General features: G+C 44.6%; 16 protein-coding genes. 5 read left to right on the top strand and 11 right to left on the bottom strand.

Annotated features, from left to right (window positions below; all coding sequences use genetic code 11):
* The first annotated feature begins 64 nt into the window (after nt 1-64).
* Entirely contained in the window at nt 65-523 is a 459-nt protein-coding gene (locus C9I43_RS00760; protein WP_107881481.1) for a hypothetical protein, read from the top strand.
* Nucleotides 524-762: 239 nt separating this feature from the next.
* On the opposite strand, the gene C9I43_RS00755 is transcribed toward C9I43_RS00760, so the two are convergent.
* The 4 genes from C9I43_RS00755 to C9I43_RS00740 all read right to left on the bottom strand — a co-directional run bounded on the left by C9I43_RS00755 (nt 763) and on the right by C9I43_RS00740 (nt 4,403).
* Entirely contained in the window at nt 763-1,341 is a 579-nt protein-coding gene (locus C9I43_RS00755) for a porin family protein (protein ID WP_076499187.1), read from the bottom strand.
* 410 nt (nt 1,342-1,751) lie between these two features.
* A complete protein-coding gene (locus C9I43_RS00750; RefSeq protein WP_107881479.1) occupies nt 1,752-2,555 on the bottom strand; it encodes a class I SAM-dependent DNA methyltransferase in 804 nt (267 codons plus the stop codon).
* A gap of 157 nt (nt 2,556-2,712) precedes the next feature.
* On the bottom strand, nt 2,713-3,489 hold the full coding sequence (locus C9I43_RS00745; RefSeq protein ID WP_107881477.1) for an EAL domain-containing protein: 777 nt from the start codon (nt 3,487-3,489) through the stop codon (nt 2,713-2,715).
* A gap of 200 nt (nt 3,490-3,689) precedes the next feature.
* Complete coding sequence (locus tag C9I43_RS00740; protein ID WP_107881475.1) at nt 3,690-4,403, bottom strand: oxidative stress defense protein; 714 nt, start codon at nt 4,401-4,403, stop codon at nt 3,690-3,692.
* A 361-nt stretch (nt 4,404-4,764) separates the two neighbouring features.
* Here C9I43_RS00740 and rimO point away from each other — a divergent pair, with 361 nt between their 5' ends.
* Nucleotides 4,765-6,183: a 30S ribosomal protein S12 methylthiotransferase RimO gene (rimO, locus tag C9I43_RS00735; RefSeq protein ID WP_076499195.1), complete on the top strand. Its 1,419-nt coding sequence runs from the start codon at nt 4,765-4,767 to the stop codon at nt 6,181-6,183.
* A gap of 196 nt (nt 6,184-6,379) precedes the next feature.
* On the opposite strand, the gene fumC is transcribed toward rimO, so the two are convergent.
* Entirely contained in the window at nt 6,380-7,783 is a 1,404-nt protein-coding gene (gene fumC / locus C9I43_RS00730; protein WP_107881473.1) for a class II fumarate hydratase, read from the bottom strand.
* Nucleotides 7,784-7,995: 212 nt separating this feature from the next.
* The gene (locus tag C9I43_RS00725) at nt 7,996-8,235 is read right to left on the bottom strand and encodes a ribosome alternative rescue factor ArfA (RefSeq protein ID WP_107881471.1); all 240 of its coding nucleotides are present in this window, start codon (nt 8,233-8,235) and stop codon (nt 7,996-7,998) included.
* 243 nt (nt 8,236-8,478) lie between these two features.
* Here C9I43_RS00725 and C9I43_RS00720 point away from each other — a divergent pair, with 243 nt between their 5' ends.
* Nucleotides 8,479-10,602 carry a TonB-dependent receptor gene (locus C9I43_RS00720; RefSeq protein ID WP_107883982.1) on the top strand — a complete coding sequence of 708 codons (2,124 nt, stop codon included), beginning with the start codon at nt 8,479-8,481 and terminating at the stop codon, nt 10,600-10,602.
* 134 nt (nt 10,603-10,736) lie between these two features.
* Here the strand turns inward: C9I43_RS00720 and pmbA are convergent, their stop codons facing one another.
* Nucleotides 10,737-12,080 (bottom strand): metalloprotease PmbA, encoded by a 1,344-nt coding sequence (gene pmbA / locus C9I43_RS00715; RefSeq protein WP_107881469.1) that lies wholly within the window; start codon nt 12,078-12,080, stop codon nt 10,737-10,739.
* A gap of 230 nt (nt 12,081-12,310) precedes the next feature.
* Between pmbA and yjgA the strand changes: the two genes are divergently transcribed.
* Nucleotides 12,311-12,847, top strand: coding sequence for a ribosome biogenesis factor YjgA (gene yjgA / locus C9I43_RS00710; protein WP_107881467.1), 537 nt, complete (start codon nt 12,311-12,313; stop codon nt 12,845-12,847).
* A gap of 28 nt (nt 12,848-12,875) precedes the next feature.
* Nucleotides 12,876-15,407 carry an Ig-like domain-containing protein gene (locus C9I43_RS00705; RefSeq protein ID WP_107881465.1) on the top strand — a complete coding sequence of 844 codons (2,532 nt, stop codon included), beginning with the start codon at nt 12,876-12,878 and terminating at the stop codon, nt 15,405-15,407.
* Nucleotides 15,408-15,639: 232 nt separating this feature from the next.
* On the opposite strand, the gene C9I43_RS00700 is transcribed toward C9I43_RS00705, so the two are convergent.
* The 4 genes from C9I43_RS00700 to C9I43_RS00685 form a co-directional block, all read right to left on the bottom strand.
* On the bottom strand, nt 15,640-16,788 hold the full coding sequence (locus C9I43_RS00700; RefSeq protein ID WP_107881463.1) for an ABC transporter permease: 1,149 nt from the start codon (nt 16,786-16,788) through the stop codon (nt 15,640-15,642).
* Between the two features lies 1 nt (nt 16,789).
* The gene (locus tag C9I43_RS00695) at nt 16,790-18,016 is read right to left on the bottom strand and encodes an ABC transporter permease (protein ID WP_258191981.1); all 1,227 of its coding nucleotides are present in this window, start codon (nt 18,014-18,016) and stop codon (nt 16,790-16,792) included.
* Between the two features lie 65 nt (nt 18,017-18,081).
* Nucleotides 18,082-19,056, bottom strand: coding sequence for an HlyD family secretion protein (locus C9I43_RS00690; protein WP_107881461.1), 975 nt, complete (start codon nt 19,054-19,056; stop codon nt 18,082-18,084).
* A complete protein-coding gene (locus C9I43_RS00685; protein ID WP_107881460.1) occupies nt 19,046-20,455 on the bottom strand; it encodes a TolC family protein in 1,410 nt (469 codons plus the stop codon). The genes C9I43_RS00690 and C9I43_RS00685 overlap by 11 nt, the downstream gene beginning before the upstream one ends.
* Between the last annotated feature and the right edge of the window lie 28 nt (nt 20,456-20,483).

The following is a 20,483-nucleotide window of genomic DNA, read 5'->3' as shown; positions in this document are numbered from 1 at the left end:
GTACAGTGAGATTTTGTTGGTATGTTGCAACTAAAAGACATTAACTGAATTTAGAGGTATTTTCATGGAAAAAATGTTATTGCTAATTTTATTGATAATATCTGGTTGTTCACATCATAATGTTACAGATGATGAAGTTATAAAACATTATTACGATAATTCAGTTCTGTATAATGAGCTAGCAAAGCAATCGTGTTCTCAATTTGAGGATCTTGCTAGTGGAGAAATCGTAGAGATTACCAGCAACGATAAGAAATACCCAATTATAGCTAATAATTTAAAACAACTAGAAAGAGATTCTATTTATATTGACCGGAGAGATGGGGAATGTAGTTTACAACTCATTTATTTTGGTGAGGGTGCTTTTAATGCAGTCAACGTATTTTATTTAAATTTCAACCTAAAAAACCCCAAGTTATATGATGATAAAACTGATAAAGCTAGCGTGAGAGATAAGATGGAACGCTATTATTTTGATATGCCACTGTCAAATGGTTGGTACTTCTCCTATGAAACTTACTAATTAATCTACTCTAAATCCCTTAGATGTAATTAATTTAAGCATCTAGTATTAAAATCAGTTGACTCTTAGTTCCACCTAAAACGCCTGATGAATCTCATTGGGCATTTTGTATTTTAAAATAAGCGAAATCAACTAAAATTTACAATAAAATAAAATAAAATAAAATAAAAAAGGCGTGACACTTTAAGTGTCACGCCTTAATAATTAGCACTTGAACTATAAATATTACAAACTACTAATTAGAAACGATATTCAACACCGATACTGGCTTGATTAAAGTCGGTATCTGTTTTTCCGCCATTGGCGACATTATCAACATTAATATCTGCATCATACCAAGTGTACTCAGCATTAATTAAAAATCGATCTGTGACTTTAAATGCCACACCGGCACCGGCGAATACACCTTCGCCATCGTCATTACCAGAAAAACCGACGACGTCATAATCTGTCGAATACCATAACTGACCACCTTTAGCATATAGCTCTACTCGGTCAGCAATCGGAAGCATAACTTTAATAGCTGCCGTATAACCATCGGTTTCGGCATTTGCTACACCATTACCATAGTCACCAAAGTTAATGTAACTACCTTCAAGGGCAAGATATTTATTAAACTTATAACCAACAAGCCCCTGCATTACATCACTATTATCATCAAAATCATCATCGCCATCGACTTTTAAATAACCGTAGTTAGCGCCGACATAGATTCCGTTTTCTGCGGCATCACTGTTGCTCATGTTATCAGCATGAGAATATGCACTAAAAGAGGCTAAAGAAATCACAGCTGCTAAAGTTAAAATGTTATTTTTCATAAAGAACTCCTAGTTAATTATTTAAATACGCTAGATACAATACAAGAGTAATGCCAAACTTAATTAACTAATGTTTACAAACAAGAACAGTCAAACAAAAAACATTTTAAACCAACCAATTAGAGTAAAAAATATCTAATGTAAATTAAATAGGAAACACTTACCAAGACCTATGTTAGTCTCATATTCATATAACTCTATCGCGACTAAACGCTGTCTAAATGTATTTATTGCCTATGTATTTGTAACTATTTCCGAGGAAAAATAAAAACACAACAAATAAGCTACATTTAACGATATTATTTATCATTTATATTAATAAAATGAAATAATATAAATGATAAATAGGCATAACTCTTTATTTAACTGACGAGCAAGCTATGTCCAGTTGTCAAACCTTCAACAAAAGATTAAATCTTCACGCAAACAAACAATGCATTACCGGATACACAATCCCACGGCACAATTTTTTCATAATCATGTTCAAAAATATGTACGTCAAAATAAGGGGCTAACAATTGCTGTAACTCAGTAAAACTGGTGGCGACCATGGTATGTTGATCTTGCCATAGTTCTATCTCTTGCAAACCTGCATCTGGTGTATCAAATAGTGGTAAAGCGTCTGCTAGACTAGCCATAAACGGTTGGCGACTTTTGGCAATATTCAATTTTAAAAGCTGTTGCTCGCCTTCACCGCCATAATGCCAGCCTGACTCAAAAGCAAAGTGATGAGCTTCAAACTCGGTAAAATGCTTAACCGAAGTGGTGTTATCGATTTTGTGTTTATCAACGCTGTTAAAACAGAATAAACCACCGTCGTTGAGCGCACTGTGTACACTGGCAATACAACTTTTAAGGCGCTCAATACTTTGGCTGTAATGGATAGAATATAAAAAACAGGTAATCAGGTCGACGCGCTGTTCAAGGTGAAAAGCGGTCATATCGTGGAGGTTAAACTGTGCTTCAGGACAACGGCGCATCGCCATATCAAGCATAGGCTGATTGATATCTAAACCACTACATTGGTAACCAAAGTCGATAAAATTTCGTACATGCGGACCCGTGCCACAGGCTAAATCAAGGTGCTGAAGACCATTATTACCTAAGAATTGTTGTAAACGATGAATGCTAGCACTTTGCTGTTGATAGTTGATATCACTGCACATTAAATCGTAATAAGCGGATAAATCGGTATAGAGCGCGTTAGAAGACATAGTAGCGGAACATTCACGGGGCAATTTTAGGTGGCGCATGATATATCAGTTCGACCACATCAGAAACAACCAATTGCCCATCTACGGTTACTGCACAAGTCACGGTGATAGAATAAATCTTAACTTAAGCGCCCCGCTACAGTAGAGCTAACGCATTTTACGTTAGCGCATGAAAGTTGAGTTCAGCAAAAGTACTCAGATGCTCAAGTTGCGGTTTAGCAAAGTAGTAACCTTGAAAATATTCAATCCCTATGGCAGCGAGATAATTAAGTTCAGCTTCAATCTCAATGCCTTCAGCTAATACTGTGGTGTTCTGCTCAAGGCACATGCGTAAAATATCATCGACGACTAGCTGTTTAGCGGGTTCTAAATGAATGTCGCGGATCAAATTCATATCCAATTTTAATACGTGCGGACGTAAGGCTTCCAGCCAACTGATATCTGCATAACCACTGCCAAAATCATCAATAGCCGTAATAAACCCACGCTTGGCATAACTTTCAAAAATACGGATTAATTTATTAAGGTCAACGATTTGCTCGCCTTCAATCACTTCAAACATTATTTTTCGGATATCAAAGCCATAGATATCAGCAGCTTCAATGGTCGCGCGGATACAAGTTTCAGGGTTATAGACCGCATTGGGCAAAAAATTGATACTGAGCATCTTATCGAGCCCCAGCCTTGAAGCCGTTTCTATCGCTTTAACGCGGCAAGCCTGATCAAAATAATATTTATTTTCGTCATTAATTCGTTCAAATACCCATGCAGCACCCTGCCCATCAGGGCCTCTAACAAGGGCTTCATAGCCACTAATCTGCTGACTCGGCCAATGAATAATTGGCTGGAATGCCATTCTAATTTCAAATCCTAGCGACTGGCCACTTAAGCAATCCATGCAAGTTTGTTGTTTTATACGTGCGGGAAAATCCATAAACGGTCTCCTGAATATGGCAGCTAGAGTTAGTGGAGATAAATTGTTAATTTTGCCAATCCTATACTCCACTATTGCAATATAACTGATGCAATATAACTGACAAATAAAAACATCTACAAATCAAGCTTGAAAACTAAGTCAATAAGATAGGGCAAAACCTACGTGGTTCGCCCATATCAATAACTGCTATTTATTTGTTATTTCAGCTTATAAATCACTTCAACTCTATCTTCAATGCTCACTTGACCGTATTGATAACTCTCAGTCGTCCCCATGGCTTCAGCTTTAGCATTCATACGCAACATGACAGGTTGCACAGGACGTTGATCGTAATAACGGATCTGCCAAATTTTACCAAGACTTTCCCCAAAGCCTTTAGCCAAAGACTCAGCTTTTTGTTTAGCATCAACAATCGCAGCTTGGCGAGCCTTGGCAACATATTCAGCTTCTTTACTCGACTTTAGAGCAATATTATTTACCCGATTCATACCCTCTTCTAAGGCCGAGTCTAAAATAGTATTCAGTCGACTTAAATCTGTTATTGTCACGGTAATTTGGCGACTGGCAGTGTAACCCGACAGTTCAGGCGCTTTATCCTGCACATATACGTATTGTGGTTGTAGATTTAAGTTGGCACTTTGAATTTGATCTTTAGTCACACCCGCTGCAGTAAGCCGAGCGATAAACTTCGCCACGGCGGCATCAGAATTATCTTTAGCGGCTTTAGCGGTTTTTTCAGTAACCGCCACTTCTACCGTCAAATCGGCCATATCGGGTTCGACTTGTATTTGACTGACGCCCAGCGTTTCAATATGTGGGAAATCAACCTCAGCCGCCAGTACAGCGGGAGCTATCAGCATGCTAGAAAATAAACTACCGGCCACGAATATTGCTAAAAAGGATTGTTTCATCACTGACTCCAAAAATAATATCTAAAATCCCAGCGTTAACATGGGATAGCGAAAACAAGAAACCGGATACCAACCTTCACCGTTAATCCTGATACTTCCCTATAAACGCAGGGCAAAATCAAAAGGGTTAATGTTTATAACAAATATTGATAAAAAACATTTATATTTTTTAGTGCGCCCCAACGCTGCGATGCTGCACTAGCGCTTATTCTTATATCCATAAACAAAATAGGGCTAAAGACGACTTCATATACTCGCCTTTCAACTGTACACTTTTCAGCCAAATTTACTGTACCTTTTAATCACTTCAGGTATAATCCGCCAACTTTTTTAAGGTTGCTTTAAACCTCAGCGAGAAACCATGACAGTTCAAACTTTTAAACCCAAGCAAACAACCACGCTTGATATCCCAGTAAAAACATTAGAAGCTGCCAGCACTAATGCTGTTGCTACTGGAAATCGCATTGGTTTCATATCTTTGGGTTGCCCAAAAAACCTCGTGGATTCTGAGCGAATTCTGACTCAATTACGCATCGACGGCTACGAAGTGACTAATACTTATGACAATGCCGATCTGGTTATCGTCAATACCTGCGGCTTTATTGATGCTGCGGTTGAAGAGTCCCTTGATGCGATACGTGAAGCCCTAGAAGAAAACGGCAAAGTGATTGTAACTGGCTGTCTTGGCGCTAAAGAAAACCAAATCCGTGAAGTGCATCCAGATGTATTAGAAATCACTGGACCACACAGCTACGAAGCCGTGTTAAAGCATGTTCATAAGTATGTGCCTAAGCCAGAACACAATCCTTTCACCTCATTAATCCCACAAACAGGGGTTAAGTTAACGCCTAAGCATTACGCTTATTTGAAGATTTCAGAAGGTTGCGACAACCGTTGCACTTTCTGCATTATTCCTTCACTGCGTGGTGACTTAGATAGCCGCCCAGCGGGCAGCATCTTAGATGAAGCCAAACGTTTAGTGGAATCTGGCGTACAAGAAATTCTCGTTGTGAGCCAAGACACTTCGGCCTACGGCAAAGACAAAGGTGGTCGTACCGATTTTTGGAACGGTATGCCCGTTAAACAAGACATTACTAGCCTAGCTCGCCACCTTGGAAAAATGGGCGCTTGGGTGCGTTTGCATTATATCTATCCATACCCTTGGGTTGACGATTTGATCCCGCTGATGGCGGAAGGTTTAATCCTGCCGTATTTGGATATTCCAATGCAGCATGCAAGCCCACGTATCCTGAAGATGATGAAGCGTCCAGGCCGTGTTGACCGTCAGTTAGAAGCGATTCAACGCTGGCGCGAAATCTGCCCAGACTTAGTGATCCGCTCAACGTTCATTGTTGGCTTTCCAGGTGAAACTGAAGAAGATTTCCAAATCCTACTCGATTTCTTAAAAGAAGCACGTCTGGATCGCGTTGGTTGCTTTAAGTATTCAGAAGTCGATGGCGCTGTCGCAAACACCATCGCCGAGCTTATCAGCGAAGAAGTGAAAGAAGACAGATACCACAGATTTATGGAAGTCCAAGCTGAAATCAGCGCCGAGCGTTTAGCCCGTTTCATTGGCCGTACCTTAGACATTCTGATTGACGATGTAGACGAAGAAGGCGCCATTGGTCGCAGCTTTGCCGACGCACCAGAAATCGACGGCATGGTGTTTATCAATGGTGAAACTGAGCTTGAGGCCGGCATGTTAGTGCGTGCGCGCATTACTCACTCAGATGAGCACGATCTGTGGGCTGAAGTAGTAGACGCTGATACCCAAGACTAAACCAGTCTTAATATAAGACATGCGATTACTAAAAAAGCGAACCACAGGTTCGCTTTTTGTTTTTTATCATTCAATACAGTTTACGCACTAGCGTTACGGATGCCTTTAATCAGTTTCTAGATCTGCATTTATATCAGCGCCTAATCCTCTGATTTGAACCCTATGATTTGATTCCTTAGACTTGAAGTATTAGACATCAAGCATCTGGCCCTAGCATTTTATTCGCATCGACCCAAAGCATGAACTCTTCTGCGGTCACCAACTCAAGCTCTAATGCCGCTTGGCGCAATGTTTTGTGCTCAACATGGGCTTTTTTGGCTATCTTAGCGGCTTTTTCATAACCAATGTGTTGATTGAGCGCCGTAACTAACATCAGCGAATTTTCCACATGCTGAGCAATCTGCGGCTCATTCGCCACTATGCCGACCACGCAATGTTCGTTAAATGACTGGCAGGCATCGCCCAATAAGCGCCCCGATTGCAGCACATTAGCAATAATCATCGGCTTAAACACGTTGAGCTCAAACTGACCATTACTGCCGCCAATACCGACGGCAACGTCGTTACCCATAATTTGCGCGCACACCATAGTCATGGCCTCGACCTGAGTCGGGTTGACTTTGCCCGGCATAATGGATGAACCCGGTTCATTTTCAGGCAGTAATAACTCACCGATGCCGCAGCGCGGGCCAGAACCTAACATCCTAATATCATTTGCAATCTTCATTAAGCTGACCGCCGCCACTTTATAGGCCGCCGACAGCGCAACTAATTCATCGTGGGCGGCAAGCGCGGCAAACTTATTTGGCGCAGTCGCTAACGGTAAACCTGTGAGTTTTGCGATATTGCCAGCCACCTTAACCGCGTAATCCTTATGCGTGTTAAGCCCAGTACCCACAGCAGTCGCGCCTAAGGCTAACTCGGCTACGCGCTTAAGACTGTGCTTAATAGCTTCGATAGCATGACTTAACTGCGCCGCGTAACCCGAAAACTCTTGGCCTAAAGTTAACGGTGTTGCATCCATAAAATGTGTACGGCCGATTTTAACGATAGATGCAAACTCATCAGCCTTATCCTGCAAGCTCTGCTGCAATAACGTCATGCAAGGCAAAACAAGTTCAACGGCTTGGCGATAAGCTGCAATATGCATAGCAGTAGGAAAAGTATCATTAGAGGATTGTGAGCGGTTAACATCGTCATTGGGGTGTAAGTATTTGACCGCATCGCTGAGTTGCCCGCCGCTGAGCACATGACCGCGATAGGCAATCACTTCATTGACGTTCATATTGGTTTGCGTGCCGGAGCCCGTTTGCCAAATCACTAAGGGAAATTGTGTATCCAGCTCACCAGCAATTAACTCATCACACACTTTAGCAATTAATTGCGCTTTATCCGCAGTTAAGGTGCCCAACTGTTGATTAGTGATAGCGGCGGCTTTTTTCAAGTAACCAAACGCATGGATTACTTCAATCGGCATAGATGCGCTAGCACCAATACGAAAATGCTGCCGTGAACGCTCGGTCTGCGCCCCCCAGTAGCAATCTGCAGGGACTTTTACCTCGCCCATAGTGTCGTGCTCGATTCGATATTGCGCTGACATGCATCTCTCCTTTACGAAAAACCTCTGTGATTAACCATACTCGCTCAAGGCAAAAGTACCAGTTCATTCCAAACTAATGAGCCCGAAGAAAGACGACTATCAAGCATAAGGCTGATTTAAGTGTAAAGACGGAAGTTGAGATTGGCGAAATAGCATAAACGGGCAGAATTAGCGGGGTATAGAACAATGAGTTAAACCGATAAAAAAACAGACTAACAAAAACTCAAACCTAGAAAGTCAAAAGGGGCATCGCCCTTGTGCTGATGCCCCTTTCGGTTACTCATTTTAAATGCCTTGTCTTTACGGTTGTATGACCCTTTGCCCTTTTTCGCTCTCTCGGTTCGAGTCCGAAACAGAGGGCTAGTCACCAATGCTTTTAAGGCATTGTCGGCAATTTTGCCTCGTCCACTATCGTGTTCTATGGTCACGACCACCGTATTTTGCTTGTTCATTGCACCTCCAAAGATGACGTAGAACGGTTGAAATAATAAGCCACTTGGTTAACTAGGCCACTATAGCCCAATATGGGGATATGTATAGAGCCCCAACCCCCAACCTAAAAATATCGTACGCGACTTAACATTCCCGCCATCGTTCTCCTTGATGCTATCTCTGCGACAATATGTCGCACCTACAATCCTAAGGGGTTGATTATAATGCCGTACAATGAATCCTAATCAATGAAAGGTCATCACATGGCTGTATATTTCTCGCGTTTATCCCATCCCTTTAAAACGTCAATACTGTATTCATCTGTCGCGATGGCGATGGGGTTAGTATCTATGCCGCACGCGATGGCTGACGCTAGCGAATTAGCTAATATTGAACGCTTAACAGTCCATGGCCAAACGATCGCAAACCGTAATGCACTCGGTTCAGCTGAAAATTTACTCAAAGGGCAAGGGGTAGATTTCTCTGAAGCGGGAGGTGTATCAGCCTTGCCTATTCTCAATGGCATGATGGGCGATCGTATCAAAGTGCTCGTTGATGGCGCAGACATCACCGCTTCTTGTGCAAACCAAATGAATCCACCGCTTTCTTATATCTCAGCCAATCAAATCACCATAGCGGAAGTGATTGCGGGCGTATCACCCGTTAGTGCCGGTGGCGACAATATTGCAGGCGTGATTAAGGTTAGTAGCCTGAATCCTAAGTTTGGTGAAAGCGAGACGATTAAGTGGAATAGCGGCGATATTTCAACAGGATATCGCAGCGTGAGTGACGCCTTGTTACTCGGTGCCCAAGCGACAGTGGCCAGCAAAAATGTCAGCCTTAGTTACCAAGGCGCCTATGAAGATGCCAACAGTTATAAAGATGGCAATGGCGACAAAGTGTTAGACACGCTGTACCGCGCCCAAAACCATGCGCTGACCGCAGCATGGCGTGATGATACGCAAGAGTTAGCCATCAAACTGACACACCAATATATTCCATTTCAAGGTTTTCCTAACCAATACATGGATATGACAGATAATAAGAGTTACGGTGCCCTCGCCCGCTATCAACTCAAACTCGACGATGACGGTGAGTTCAGTGCCCAACTCAACTGGCATGGTGTGAAGCACGAAATGGGCTTTTTCACCCCAGAAAAAATCGGCAAAATGCCAATGAACACTGAGGGTGACGACTACAGCTATCAATTGCACTGGCGCTTGCCAATGGGTGATAACAGCACGTTATTAGTCGGCCAAGAATTCTATCTTTATCAACTGAATGATGTTTGGCCTGCGGTGCCGGGCACTATGATGGCACCTAATGACTATATCAATATCAACGATGGTGAACGCCGCCGCGCTGCTATTTATGGCGAATGGCAGCAAGATATGAGTACAAACTGGTGGTTATCGGCGGGCATTCGCTACGAGTATGTCACCACCAACACCGGAGAGGTCCAAGCCTATAGCCAAACGCCGATGATGGGCATGCCTAATATGGATGCCGCAGCGGCGCAGGCCTTTAATGCGATGGACAGAAAACGTGATGACAATCTTATTGATGCCACCTTGCTGGCCCGCTACCAATTATCGACTAATCAACAACTCGAGTTCGGCTTAGCTCGTAAAAATCGTACACCCAATTTGTACGAACGCTACAGTTGGGGTCTTGGTGCTATGGCGACCAAGATGATCGGTTGGTATGGCGATGGTAATGGTTATGTGGGTAATGCAGATCTTAAGCCTGAAACAGCCCATACACTAAGCGCGGCCTATAAATATAATGGCGATCGTTGGCAAGCCTCTACCACGGCTTGGTATACCACCGTCACCGATTATGTTGATGCAGAAGTGATCGGCAGCTTTAATAGCAATACACCAACAGATAAACGTAATCTGCTTAAGTTTACCAACCTCGATGCCAATCTTTATGGCGCTAAGTTCAACGCACTTTATCTATTTGCTGAAACGAGCGGCGGCAAATGGCAAGTTGCAGGCAACGTAAATGTGACCCGCGGTGAACGAGATAAAGGCAATGAGCCTTTATACCAAATAAAACCCTTGCAAACTGAGCTGGCACTGCAACATCAGTTAGGTCAATGGGAAAATCGCCTTTCATGGCAATGGGTGGCGAATAAAGATCGTATCGATGACCGCCGCCTCGAAAATGAAACTGACAGCTACTCATTGATCAATTTGAACAGCAGTATGAAATGGCAAGATTTTAGCGTCAGCTTCGCGGTCAATAACCTGCTCAACAGCGACTATGAGTTACCACTGGGCGGTATCAGTATTGCCGAGTTTAAGGTAGATAACAGCAATGGCTTTAACCAAATTGCAGGGGCTGGCCGCTCATTCGAGCTCAGCGCAAGCTATGCGTTTTAAGCTAACTGATTAATCCTTAAGCCACAAAAAAGGGCAAGCAGATGAAATAACTCATCGCTTGCCCTTTTTTATGCGCTAAACGCATTCACAATCAGTCGCTAAAATTAGCTAAACGCTATCTAAAACAATACCCATTAGTTACCCGCGATTTTCATCTCAGATAACAAAATACCACCGGTACGAATCGATGAGCGCAGATCAAAATCCTTACTCACGGCTTGCACACCGCGGAACATCTCTTTCAAGTTGCCCGCTATGGTGATCTCTTCAACTGGATATTGGATCTCACCATTTTCGACGTAAAAACCTGCAGCGCCGCGAGAATAATCGCCCGTCACCATATTAACGCCTTGGCCCATAACTTCGGTCACAATCAAGCCTGTGCCCATGTTTTTTACCAATTCGTCAAAGGTTTGGCCCGTATGGGCGAGTGTCCAGTTATAGATCCCACCCGCATGGCCTGTATTAGTTAAACCTAACTTACGCGCCGAATAGCTAGTCAGCAAATAGGTTTCTAACATACCACGGTCGATAATACGTCTGTCTTGAGTCGCCACGCCTTCGCTATCGTAGTTCGCACTCGCTAGGGCGCCGAGTAAATGCGGCTGTTCTTCGATATTAAACCAATCGGGGAATATTTGAGTATTGATAGAGTCCAGTAAGAAACTGGATTTACGATAAATACTGCCGCCACTGATCGCGCCGATAAAGTGGCCGATTAAGCCTGTTGCAATATCTGGGGCTAATAAAATCGGTAAGCGAGTTGTGGCGATTTTACGGGCGCCAAGACGACTGACGGTTTTCTCGGCGGTTTTTAAGCCTACGGTTTCAGGTGCAAGCATCTCGCTGAATTTACGGGCGATAGTGTAATCGTAATCCCGTTGCATATTGCCGTCACTGTCTTCACCAATAACGCTACAGCTCAAACTATAACGCGAGCTGCAATAGCCGTTCAAAAAACCATGGCTATTACCGTACACTTTAACCGACGTATGGGCATTGGCGCTGGCGCCGTCAGAATTATTGATACGCGGATCGGCATCAAGCGCCGCAGTTTCGGCGCGAATAGCCAGTTGCGCTAACTCATCAGGGGAAATATCTTCTGGATAATATAGTTGCAGATCGCGGATCTTCGTTGCCATTAATGCTTTGTCGGCAAGACCACTGAAAGGATCGGGCGAAGTATAACGGGCAATATCATCGGCCGCTTTTACCGCTAAGGCAATCGCCTCAGGGCTCAAATCTGATGTCGATGAGCTGCCTTTGCAACCATCGCGGTAAACCGTAATCCCTAATGCACCATCTTTATTAAATTCAACGGTTTCGATTTCTTTTAAACGGGTAGAAACCGACAAACCTTGCTGTTTACTGATCGCCACTTCGGCAGCGCTCGTTCCTAATTTATTGGCATATTCCAGCGCCACGGCCACCGCATCTTTCAGCGCGCCTAATTCACTATCGATTCGATTTAAAGACACAAAGCTACTCTTTCGTTGTCGGCAATGGTCGTAGCATAACAAACACAAATCCCATTCACATTAATTATTCGTGCTAACCCGCAGCCAATAAGGTGGCTGCACTGAAAATAGCTGAAAACGTAGTGTCTAACAGAAAACGGGCAGCAATCTCGGAATCAGCACATTCACCTAGGCGATTTTTAGCTGGGGATGTTATTATTAGCCAGTATATTACTTGAGGTTTTATCTATATGAAGATTGTTGGTGATTCAGAACATTTTAAACAGCCCTACGACATCGATGAAGATTATGTCAGCAGCAAAACAACGGACAAGCGTGATAGCGAAGCCGTGCAAAAAGTCGGTATGGAGCTTGTTTCACTGAGCAAGACTCAGCTAGATAAAATCGAGCTGGATGAGTTTTTGTACGACGCTATTCTGCAAACGCGTAAAATCAAGGTCAATACTGAGGCTTATCGTCGCCACATGCAGTATATCGGCAAGTTGATGCGTAATTTTGATATCGAACCAATTAAAGCGTCACTCGCTATCGTGTTGAATAAAAACAACAACGAGACAGCTAAGTTACAAATGTTCGAAAAAATGCGTGAACGCTTACTGACCCAAGGTGACGAAGAAATTCAAACCGTAGTCGAGCATTATCCGCAATTAGATAGACAAAAACTGCGTACTTTGGTGCGTCAAGCCACCAAGGAACTCGCTAAAGGTACCGATTCAAAATCATCTAAAGAGCTGTTTAAATACCTACGCAGCGAAATTCAAGACTAATCAACTTCAGCTCACAAGGATGTTGCTTATGCGACTTAGCAAAACGTTATGTAGCCTAGCTTTGCTTTTTATTGGACTATTTGGACTTGGGGCCTGTAATGGCCCTGCGGACGAAGATAACGGTGGCACAGATGCCACTGACGGTATCTATAAACTGTCTATCGACTTTACAACCTTATCAGGTTCTGAATGCGCTAGTTTTACGTCACGCCAAAGCTTTCCTAAAGAGACAAAGTTTTGTGCCGTCGCGAAGTTAAAAAAAGGCTCCGCCACCGTCAGTAATCAGAAAGTCGACTTTACGACAGACCTTGGTGTATTAACACCGAGTAGCAAACTAACCGATAATAACGGTGAAGCCATTATTATCATTAGTAATCCTGATTTACTTGTCAATGCAGGGACAATTACTGCAACGACAACCCCAAATGATTCCACAACGGCGCTAACAGCTACACGTAATTTTGAGTTTTTAACTACTGTTGATGGCACCTCTCCAATTCCAGCAACACCTAAACTCAGCGCCAGTATTTTAAACAACTCAGCTTTAGTGACTCGTTTTAAAGTCGACGAGTCAGTGCAACTGCAAGCCATATTGCTCGATAGCGCAAGTAACGGCATCGACGGCGTTAAAGTCACGTTTACTGCAGGTTCAGCAGCGCTTAATCCAGCAAGTACATTGACCGACACCCAAGGCATTGCGCAGGTGACCTACACGCCAAGTGCGACTGAATTAGGGGCAAACACCTTAACGGTAACCGCTGACTATCAAGGTCAATCGCTGCAAACCAGCAGTTTGTATGAAGTATTGAGTAAAGATGCGGTCAATCAAGAAGGTACGCTGAAACTCGGCTCGTTCAATGGCACAGTATTCAATGAAAACACCTTGGCAAGCACCTTAACAGCCGATACTAATGGCACTTACAAGGTCAGCGCCGGAGGCAGTTTTGGCGTGAACGCAAGTTTAGTGTTAGTGGCTAATGATGGCACCATTACGCGAGTGCAATCCCCTTCTTCAATCAGCTTTAGCTCTGATTGCACCAGCAACAATAGTGCGACCCTTGATACGCCAGTGACCACCTTATCGGGTAATGCCAGTTCAACTTTCCAAGACACTAAATGTAGTGGTAATAGTGAACGTAGCGACCAGATTATTGCCACAACAGTGGTAGGCAATCAAACACTCACGGCGAGTTTCCCGTTTACCTTGCAACGCCAAACGCTTGCTAGCTTAAGTTTTGAATCAGCTGAGCCTAAGCAAATTCGTATCAAAGGTGCGGGCGGCACAGGTTCAAACGAATCCTCTTTAGTCAGCTTTAAAGTCACCAGTGCTAATGGACAACCTGCAGCGCAACAAAAGGTGAGTTTTGAACTTGATACCGTTGTTGGCGGCTTAAGTTTTGCTAATGGCACCGCTAATGCTCAAGGCCAAACTAACTCCCAAGGCATCACAAGTGTGCGCGTGTTATCGGGCACTGTGCCCACACCTGTACGCGTGGTTGCCACAGCCGTTGATGCCGATACTAAAGAGGTTATTACTAGTCAATCGGAGCAACTGACAATCAATACTGGCTTACCGCAACAGCTTGGATTTAGCCTATCGAGCAGTAATCCCAATCCTGAGACTGCTAGTATTGACGGAGAAAAGGTCACAGTTACAGCCAGACTTTCAGATAGTTTCGGTAACCCAGCACCAAATGATACCACCGTCAACTTCACTACTGAAGGTGGCCAAATAGAGCCTAGCTGCTTAACCCTAGATGGTGCCTGTAGCGTAAATTGGACATCATCTAACCCTCGAGTCACAGATCACCGCATAACTGTTTTAGCCTATGCTCTAGGTCACGAAACCTTCTTCGATACTAACGGTAACAACCAATTTGATGCCGCCGATGGCACTGCCGTCATAAAGGCGTGTTTACAAGATGGCACACCAGTTAGCTGTAGCGGCAACGGCTTAGATATTGAGACATTCCACAGTTCCGGCTTTAGCGATTTACCAACCGCTTTTCGGGATGATAACGAAAACTTTGCCTACGACTCAGGTGAACCTTATTTTGATAATCTTGCTGCCGTCACTTATTCCGGCGCCGATGGTCTTTTTAATGGCCCCCAATGTGTCAAAAATTTATGTGGTTTAAATCAAGCCAATAAAACCTATGTACGCAAAGCGGTAGTCATGGTCATGTCGGGCTCAAAGGCATACTTCACTCTCTGGCAAGATGGCGTGAAAGTATATGAAGACCGTAAAGGGCAAAATATTCTGGATAATCTCAGCGCAATCAAACCTATTAACGCAGGGATAAGTGGTAAATTCACCGTTCAATTTTATGATGATGCCGATCAAATTATGCCATCAGCAACCACCCTTGGCGTAACAGTAACGGAAGGTAAGCTCGTCTATAACCCATTTACTGTGAGCAAAACCAATAAAGCCGATGCAGCTACCACGAGTTTCTCTCTTGAAAAAAATGCACTGTCAATGAATAGCCAAGTATTGATCACGGTTAAAACACCTAGTGGTAACACATCAGAGTTAAAATTTGACGTCAGCTTGCTATAGCAAGCTGCTTTTTCTCTTAAAAAAATACCCGCTCAAGCGGGTATTTTTTTGGAAAATGAGTTCAGCCTGTTGATCAATACTCTTATCAGCCTGCTGAACTAGTGCGATATGAATTAGGCGTTATGAATTAGTGCGCTAGAAAGCCGCGACCAAGTGAGCAGAGGTTGAGTCGATATCAATAGATATACTGCGTGTTACTGGCAAGATAGTGCTTATCAATGGCTCCAAAACACTAACCCACTTGCGCTTGTAATAACCTAACTCTGCGTTTAACCCCCAAAATAGCTAAACCAAAAAAGACGACAAACAAGCCCCAGAGTTGTAGCCATTTTGGCATCACACTCGCCCAAGTTGCGCCCATTTGATTGAGTTCTAGCATGCCCATAATTGCGGGTACTGCAGGGATAAACTGCGAACCTAACACTAAAGGTTCAGGGATCAATGCCAGCGGCCAAACAAAACCAGATACAAATAGGATCGGCATAGAAATCAACAACAATACTTGGGTCGGTAAATCGCGACGAGTAAATAAGCTGCTCATCGCGATACCTGCAGCGGCGGTCGCCAGTAAAAAAGGCAATAGCCACAGCGCAACTAAACCAAGACTGGCTTGAATACTCACGTTATACCAGTGGTAACAGTAACCGACATAAAAGCTAGTAAAACATATATAAATCAACATAAAGGCGAGTATTCGACCACATATCAACTGTACAGGTGATACCTGCTGCCAATAGCCCTTTTGGCGCCATTGTCCTGCCCCTAAAATACCTGTGCCTATCAGTAAGGTTTGATGCAAAATCAGCAAAAACAGCCCAGGTACTACATAGGGCGTATAACCTAAACTAGGATTAAAGGCGGGCACACTATTAAGGTGAATCGAATTTAAGCTTTGCTGTGCTTGCTTAGGATTTTGCCCCTGAGCCAACATCCCAATTAACTGTACTTGCTTGCCCGCGTCCATCCCCGCACTGACTAAGCCTTCGGCAACCGCAGAATAAATCAAGAAGTAGCTAGCATCGCCACCATAACTTAAGGTTACGCCTTTACCCAGCAGTAAGTCGCGGCGAAACCCTTCTGGGATCACCAATAAACCATGGGCTTTACCTGTCTCAATATAATGCTTTGCTGCGGCGATTGAACCAACTTTCCCTATCACTTGGATTTTTGCGCTGGCATCGGCATGGCGGATCAACTGACGACTTAAAGAAGAATGGTCTAAATCCACCACGATCAGTTGTTGTTCGGTCGGTACTTGGTGCAAATAAGGTAACGGATATAACACCGAATAAAACAGTACGCCGCCAAATAAGGTTACCGCAATAGCTTTATCGCTAATGATGGCTCTAAGTTCAGTCAACATCAGTTGCCACATATTCATCCTATTGCCCCTTTGCTGGCTGAGTTGCATCAGAGTCATATACGGTTACCACGCTAGTCGCGTTAGCTGTAATAGGCAGTAATTTACGTGATAGAAAATAAATCACCGGCAACAGGCAGAGAAAGCCCCAATAGCTGCTGAGCTGGCTCGCCACATTCGGTAATGCAGCGCCATAACTGACAACGCTCACATGGGACTCAATATAATGACTCGATGGCATGATAAGTCGCCACCACTGGGCCAATTGTGGCATTTCATGGGTGGGAAACGTGATCCCCATAAAGGCAAAGGCGGGGGCGAATAAGGCCGTGCAAAAGCTAATCACTCGCGCACTATCGCGCATCACCACAAATACCAATAGCACTAAGCTCCATACCGCCAGTAACATCACTGATTGCGCTAACAGTAGTGAGGCTAAACTGCCTGCAACTGGTAATCCGAGATACAGGTACAGCCACACTAGGATAAAGCCGCCTTGCAGCATTAATATCGGCGTAAATAACACCATTTTCGCCAGCACTTTAGGCCAAAAAGCCACGGTCAGCACATTTGATACGCCATGATAAGTATCAGAATCGACATTCATTGGGTTTAAGTGCAACTCTCGATTTAAGCTGTTAGCCATCACTAACATCGATAATAGCTGCCACAGCGCCACCAGCACTGGCGGCACTAAAAAGCCAATGTAATTATTATTTCGGTTAAACAGCGCCGTAGTTTGACTTTTGACTGGACTTAAATTGACCGCCACTTGGGATTTTGGCGTCCCGCTAGCCAACTGCTTTAAGCCCGCAACATGCAATAAGCCTTCGCCAAGGCTCAGCTGAATTTGGCTTGAGAGTAACTTACCCACCAGTAAAAACTGACTGTTATAGCGCACATCTATCGTAGGTTTATGACCCGTGAGTAAATCTTTTTTCATATCATAGGGAAAAACCACAATCGCGTAGACTTTTGCCTGCTGCATGGCCGTTACAGCCGCAGTGAGATCGATAAAGTTTTGTGGCTCAGTCACAGGATTAGCCTTCAACTGACGGGTCAGCATACGGCTCAGTTGACTATGATCTTGATCGACAATCGCCACCGGCAGCTGCCTTGGCAAACCAGCACTGAATAACCACCACAGGCAAAAAATCCCTAACAGCGGAATATAACTGACTAAAGCTAATTGCCAAGGGTCGTGCCACAGGGCGCGCAGCTCACGGCGCACCAACGCGATAAAACTAATGCGCGATGGTGACTGCTTACTATTGTCCACCGTATTGGTGTCTGGCGTGCGTTCAGTCACAGCCCTTACTCACCACGCAGTAAAACAGACATACCGACACGTAGGTCGCTAATTGGCTGGCTTGGACGCAATTCAACCTCGAAGGTACGCATATCAAAATCGTGGCCACTTTCGGTCGAGCGCCATGTGGCAAACTCACCCATGACGCTAATATGCGACACTGTAAATTCAATATCCTGCTCGAGCGCCGGAATGTTCAGCTGAATTTTTTGACCTTTTTTAAAGCCTTTAAGCTGATCTTCTCGCACTTGGAACACCGCCCACGCATCTTGCATATCAATCAGGCTCACGATGGGAAAACCACTTGGTGCCAATTCACCCGCTTGCAAGAGTACATCGCTGATTTCGCCCGTTTTTGGGGCGCGCATTTGGCTATCTTGCATAATCGCGCTAACCTCTTTCACCGCGCCCTCAGCCATACGCGCATTACCCGCCGCTGCGGCTTTAAGTTCAACGCGCGCGCCTTCCTGCGCCATTTGATACATGGCTAGCGCCGCTTGTTCTGTATATTTTGCTGCCTGCCATTGGGTAAAGGCTTCATCGCGTTTTTGTCTTGCTGCCACGCCTTCATTGAACAAGTTTTCCACCCGGTTATAGGTCGTTTTAGCGAGCGTTGCCGCCGCTTGGGCTTTAAGCCATTGTTCTTTAGCCGCCATGATCTCTTGGCGACGAGCGCCGTTGTCGGCTTCCGATTGTTTCGCTTTGGCGGCGTCGCGGCCACCTTCGGCCTGCATTAACTTAGCGTCTAATTCTGGGCTGTGGATAGCGAATAATAAATCACCTTCAGCCACACGATCGCCGCGGCGAACGAGCACTTGCTCAACGCGGCCAGGAACCTTAGAAGAGACGTTATATTCGCGCGCTTCAATCTGCCCCTGCAATAAGCTCGGCTGCGGGCTGTAAGCCAACTTAAGGCCGTAGGCTAAAATAAGGCCTAATGCGACCAACCCCACCAAGGCAAGTATTCTGTTAGCGCGCATTGTTTGTCTCCTGCGACAGTGTGCGGTCAGCGGTGCGACCAATAAATTCATCTAGTTGACCACTAATGGCCATTAATCGAGCATAGGCTTGCACATAACGATAACGGGCAGCCAGCTGTTGAGTGTTAACGGCGCTCAGTTTCAGCTCAGCATCGACTCTGTCAATAGACGTAGAAAGCCCTTGATTAAACGCTATTTCTCGCAGGCGCAGATTTTCAGTGGCCAGTTCAAATGAAGTATCGAGCGCTTTTACTTCTTCTTCAGCTTGTAATAATTGGCGATAACTTTGATCCACTAACAGACTTAAATCCTGCCGCGTTTGTGCCTTAGTGTAACGGGCTTGCAATAAGGCGCTTTTCGCCGCTTCAACCTTACCGCTACGACCATCACGGCTCAGTATTGGCACTTTAACGCCAACGCCGACCATCCAATCAGGTTCTACCTGAGAAAATAGGCTGTCATCTTCGTAAAGCGTGTAATTACCAAACAGGAATACACTGGGGTGATACTTGCCCTGCTCTAATGAAACCAAGCCATTGGCTTGTGTCTCTTTTGCTTCGAGTAATTTTAGCGCCGGATGTTGGCTCAGGGTCACTTGAGTAAGCTGATCTAAGGACGGCGCATGCGGCAAAACAAATAAAGGTGACTGCGTGCCAACATCGCTTTGCTGCAACATGCGTGACAGAGCGATGACTGCCATTTCGTGCTGGCGGCGAGCACTGCCTAAATTAACTTTGGCATTGTCTAAGGCAACTTGTGCATTTAGTCGTTCAACCTTAGCGATTTGCCCTTCTCGCTCTAACGCTAACGCATGGTCAACATGCTTAGTTAGCGAGCTTACTAGCTCAGTTTGCGTGCTCACTAACGCCTGAGTGACATCAACGGCGTAGTATCTGTCTACCAGTAAAGTAAATAAATCGCGCGTGACTAATTGCAACTCTTGCTGTTTCTCGGCCACCATAGCGGCCTGTATACCTTGAGCGGCAGTGATCTGCCCACCGGTATAAATTGGCCACATGGCTTGCAAGCTAGCTCGGAAGATATCTTGCTCGGTAAAAGGCGTGACAAACATTGACCCCGGAATACCTGCTAGTGCTCCGCCAAGAGCTGGCGGTAACGTCGCAGGATCAAGTGAGGCTAGAGGATTGAGATCACGAAGATCGAGTTCGATGGGTTTTTCAAGGTGGGTATAGCTACCATTAATGCTCAACGAGGGCAGATTTAAGCTCTCGCCAGCCTCTTGCTCACCCTTAGCACGGTTAACTTCCTGCGATTGCGCCTGTAGCTTATCGCTCACTTTTAGCATTTGTTGCCAAGCGTCGGTAAAGCTAATCGGCTGTGCATGACTCGCCAAAGGCAATGATAGAAGGCATAACCAAGCCACTTTTGATAGTTTCATTAACACCTCTAGAGTAGTTACTCTATTT

The sequence above is a fragment of the Shewanella morhuae genome (assembly GCF_003028295.1).
Taxonomy (GTDB): Bacteria; Pseudomonadota; Gammaproteobacteria; order Enterobacterales; family Shewanellaceae; genus Shewanella; species Shewanella morhuae.
Note: the sequence above shows the minus strand (reverse complement) of the source record. Positions and strands in the feature narration are given on the sequence as shown.